We start from the raw sequence: 3,133 nt of genomic DNA, 5'->3' as shown, positions 1-3,133 counted from the left end.
TCAGAGCGACTCCGGCGGATTGAAATCGGCCTTGCGCTCCGACAGGAATTCGGAGTGGTCCGCCGGAATCCTTCGACTCACGGCCGGAACCGAGCAGATGTTCTTCTCCCTGCCCTCAGGGCTTCCACCCCCGGGCAACTTCTGAACTCTACCTCCCACGGAACCCCCCGTCAAGAGGGCCCCTCGGGACGAGCAGAACCGTAGCAGGTTCGGGGGCCCCGGCGCACATCCGCCCCGGTCGGCCCTCTGTCAGGCCGCCGTGGGCAGCTCCGCGGGACGGTCGGCGGTTTCGATGTCGCCCGTCTCCCCCGCCCGCACCGCACGTGCGCCCAGCACGTAGACGTAGGCGAGGAAGAGCAGTTCCGCGCCGACGCCGATGGCTATGCGGACCCAGGTGGGCAGGCCGGAGGGGGTGACGAACCCCTCGATCACCCCGGAGACGAAGAGCACCGCCGCGAGCCCCAGGGCCATGCCCATCGCGGCGCGTCCCTCCTCCGCGAGGGCGGTCCGCCGACTGCGCGGTCCCGGGTCGACGACCGTCCAGCCCAGCCGCAGTCCGGTGCCCGCGGCGACGAAGACCGCGGTCAGTTCGAGCAGGCCGTGCGGGAGGATCAGGCCGAGGAAGGTGTCGAGGCGGCCCGCCGAGGTCATCAGGCCGATGCCTGTTCCGATGTTCAGCATGTTCAGCCAGAGGACCCACAGCACCGGTATGCCGAGGAAGGCGCCGAAGATCAGGCAGATCGCCGCTGCCTGGGCGTTGTTCGTCCACACCTGGGCGGCGAAGGAGGCCGCCGGGTGGCTGGAGTAGTACGTCTCGTACTGGCCGCCGGGACGGGTCAGCTCGCGGAGTTCGTCCGGGGCGGCGATGGCGGACTGGACCTCGGGGTGGGTGCCTATCCACCAGCCGATGAGGACGGCGACCAGGGTGGACAGCAGGGCGGTCGGCACCCACCAGTGACGGGCACGGTAGACGGCGGCGGGGAAACCGACCGCGAAGAACCGCCCCACGTCCCGCCAGCCGGCACGACGGGTGCCGGTGACCGCGCTGCGGGCCCGGGCGACCAACCCGGTCAGGCGGCCGGTCAGCGCGGGATCGGGCGCACTGGACTGGATGAGCGACAGATGGGTGGACGTGCGCTGGTAGAGGGCGACGAGCTCGTCCGCCTCGGCCCCGGTGAGGCGGCGTCGGCGGCGCAGCAACTCCTCCAGACGGTCCCACTCGGACCGGTGCGCGGTGACGAAGACATCGAGGTCCATGGGGAGAGCTTCGCAGATCGCGGCCGGCCGGGCGTGGGCTGCTTGGCGGCCGGCCGGGCACGGACGGCAGACTGTCCGTATCCGGGGTACGCGCAGGGGGTGTGTGCCGGTCGGCGGCGAGGGCGAGGAGGGCGTACCGGGTGAGTCAGCTCGTGACGGGTGATGCGGTGGTTCTCGGGCTGCGGCCCGCGAGGCTGCCGAGCCGGGCACTGGCCGTCTTCATCGATCTGGTCGTGCTGTGGGGTACCTATCTGGCCCTGTCGATGGCGCTGCTGTCGGCCACCGGCTCGCTGGACGAGGCCGCCACGGCGGCGGTGGCGGTGGCACTGCTGGTGCTGGTGCTGATGGGCGGGCCGGTCGTGGTCGAGACGCTCAGTCACGGCCGTTCGCTGGGGAAGCTGGTGTGCGGGCTGCGGGTGGTGCGGGAGGACGGCGGACCGATCCGTTTCCGGCACGCGCTGGTGCGCGGGGCGCTGGGTTTCGTCGAGATCCAGATGACGGTGGGGGTCGTCGCGTGCATCGCCTCGCTGGTGTCCGCGCGGGGGCGGCGGCTCGGGGACGTGTTCGCCGGGACGCTGGTGGTGCGGGAGCGGATCCCGGTGGCGCGGCCGACCCCGGTGCCGCCTCCGCCGCCCGGGCTGGCCGGGCACTTCGCGGAGCTGGACCTGTCGCGGGTGCCGGAGGCGCTGTGGCTGGCCGTACGGCAGTACCTGCTGCGGGTGGACCAGCTGGACCCGCAGGTGAGCTGGTCGATGGCACAGCGGCTGGCGGCCGACCTCGCGGCCTGCACGGGGGCGCCGGTGCCCGAGGGGATGCCGCCCGCGACGTATCTGTCCGGAGTGGTGGCCGAGCGGCAGACGCGTGACGCGCGGCGGGCGTTCGGAGCCCGCCCGGGGGCGGGGTGGCCGGGCGGTACCGCGGCCGGGCAGGACGGTTCCGAGCCGGACGGTTCCGGACAGGACGGTCCCGGGCCGCCTCCGCCCACCGCACCGCCCTCTCGGACGCCTCCGGTGCCGTCCGGGCCGCCCGCCGGGCAGCCGCCGTCCGCCGGTGGCCCGGAGCGGGAGGGGCCGGGCGACGGGGAGCGGCGCACCGGTTTCGTACCACCGGCCTGATCCGCCTGCCCGGTCCGGTCGGCGTCCGTGGTCACCCGTGGTCAGGGAATGCCGAGGGCGGGGATTCCAGGTCCTCCAGCTCGACGCCGGGGGCCGCCAGGACGACGTCCCCGGCGATGTGGACGGTGTGTGCCTCGCCCGTCTCCGGGTCGCCGACCCGGTAGGCGTCCACGGTCAGCGGGCCGCTGTCGGTGGCGTGTGCTTCGCTGTCGAGCAGTTCCCAGGTCTGGTCGAGGGTGCGCGGAGCGAGTGCGGGGGGTGCGAAGGCGACGAGGCGGACGCGGGTGGCGGGTGTGCCGGGCGCGGGGCGCAGCAGCCGGGCCGCGGCGACGAGGAAGGCGGGGGACGTGCCGGTGAAGGCGTGGGCGGGTGCGTTGCCCTCCTGTGCCCGCTCGCCGGCCGGGTCGGTGCGCACCCAGGTCACACCGTCCAGGGCGGCGCCGCGGACCTGCCAGTGCGCGGTGCGCAGTTCGAGGCGGAGCGGACGGCCGAGGTCGTCCAGGGTGAGGTCGAGGGAGCCGGTGTGGTCGCCGGAGGGCGCGGTGGTCCGGGAGACGTAGCGCCAGCCGGTGGGGCCGGGGGCGCACTGGAAGTGCTCCTCGCCCAGCGGGGTGTGGTCGTACGGGTCGTGGAGGGAGTAGCGGCCGCGGGGCATGGTGGGTCGTCCTTCACGGGTCAGGCCCCCGCCGTGGAGCGGGGGCCTGACGGTCGTCGTGCGTTTCCGCCGTCCGCTTCCCGGGCCGTGCCGGCGCGTGGCGGCG

The 3,133-nt window shown here is 74.1% G+C and carries 3 protein-coding genes; 1 reads left to right on the top strand and 2 read right to left on the bottom strand.

Translation table 11 applies throughout. The annotated features are described in order from the left end of the window. Window positions 1–249 precede the first annotated feature (249 nt). Window positions 250–1,257: a stage II sporulation protein M gene (locus V1L54_RS29200; RefSeq protein WP_330121175.1), complete on the bottom strand. Its 1,008-nt coding sequence runs from the start codon at window positions 1,255–1,257 to the stop codon at window positions 250–252. 140 nt (window positions 1,258–1,397) lie between these two features. On the opposite strand from V1L54_RS29200, the gene V1L54_RS29195 reads away from it, so the two are divergent. Then, on the top strand, window positions 1,398–2,372 hold the full coding sequence (locus V1L54_RS29195) for an RDD family protein (protein ID WP_330121174.1): 975 nt from the start codon (window positions 1,398–1,400) through the stop codon (window positions 2,370–2,372). A 31-nt stretch (window positions 2,373–2,403) separates the two neighbouring features. On the opposite strand, the gene V1L54_RS29190 is transcribed toward V1L54_RS29195, so the two are convergent. Continuing rightward, window positions 2,404–3,027, bottom strand: coding sequence for a hypothetical protein (locus tag V1L54_RS29190; protein ID WP_330121173.1), 624 nt, complete (start codon window positions 3,025–3,027; stop codon window positions 2,404–2,406). Window positions 3,028–3,133: the final 106 nt, after the last annotated feature.

Origin of the sequence: Streptomyces rubellus (assembly GCF_036323805.1) — a bacterium.
GTDB lineage: Bacteria > Actinomycetota > Actinomycetes > Streptomycetales > Streptomycetaceae > Streptomyces.
This window is presented reverse-complemented; position numbering and strand designations above follow the sequence as displayed.